The organism is Caballeronia grimmiae (genome assembly GCF_000698555.1).
In the GTDB taxonomy this organism is placed as follows: Bacteria; Pseudomonadota; Gammaproteobacteria; order Burkholderiales; family Burkholderiaceae; genus Caballeronia; species Caballeronia grimmiae.
In genome coordinates, this window is record NZ_JFHE01000134.1 from 1 (window position 1) to 738 (window position 738).

The 738-nt window shown below is 53.8% G+C and carries 1 protein-coding gene and 2 pseudogenes; 2 read left to right on the forward strand and 1 reads right to left on the reverse strand.

Translation table 11 applies throughout. From position 1 onward, the window contains the following. Both BG57_RS32895 and BG57_RS34080 read left to right on the forward strand, forming a co-directional pair. Positions 1 to 152: pseudogene (locus BG57_RS32895) on the forward strand (transposase); the annotation flags it as partial. Positions 153 to 188: 36 nt separating this feature from the next. Further along, positions 189 to 320: pseudogene (locus BG57_RS34080) on the forward strand (MFS transporter); the annotation flags it as partial. Between the two features lie 40 nt (positions 321 to 360). Here BG57_RS34080 and BG57_RS34430 read toward each other — a convergent pair. Beyond that, on the reverse strand, positions 361 to 585 hold the full coding sequence (locus BG57_RS34430) for a cache domain-containing protein (RefSeq protein WP_081851053.1): 225 nt from the start codon (positions 583 to 585) through the stop codon (positions 361 to 363). Positions 586 to 738 lie beyond the last annotated feature (153 nt).

Below are 738 nucleotides of genomic sequence, written 5' to 3' on the forward strand. Positions count from 1 at the left end.
CGCAACTGCATGTGCATGCTCTCAATCGCATTAGCGTGCGCGAGATTCAGGGCCAATTGCTTGAGTTCTGCGGACTGCAGGTCTCGTCCGATCTGATTTCGACGGTCACCGACGAGGTCCTGGCCGATGCCGAGCAGTGGCAGCAGCGCCCGAACAAATAACGTTGGCCACGATTGAAAGGAAAGTTCTTTTCTGCAAAGTATCTCCCTATTCTGGCGCGTATCGCGATTTTTTCAGGAAGCTATCAAACGCTAGTGCCGTTGCTAGCCGACCACTCGTTTCATGACGTCTCTAAAAATACTGGAATCTTTTTTGGCTGCTAAGGACGACGGTCGCGCCGGAACGAGGAAAATAGTATTCTTACAGACCCCAGCCGCTTCGTTGGCCCAGGCTCACGAATTCTCTCCAAATGAGTTCGCCATCCGTCTGTCTTAAGTCGCCTGCGTTCTTTCCAATCGTTGAAGAGGTCGGATGGGCCAGCTTGACTGTGTCATCTGATTTGGCGAGAAAGTATCCATCCTCGCCGTAACGCGTGCTCTCTGTCTGCTTCAGCACTTTTGCTTTTGCTCGCTGCTCAAACCCGATACCACCTTGACCTGCTCCGCCACCGTCATGCTGTGAAGCGACTCCGTCAGATGCTGCGGTTCAGCCGCGTGGGCCGTGACAAGCGACTCTCGCAAATCCATGGCGGACCGCCAGTCATTGGAGTCGGTTCACCATAGCCACCGACAAGCATTT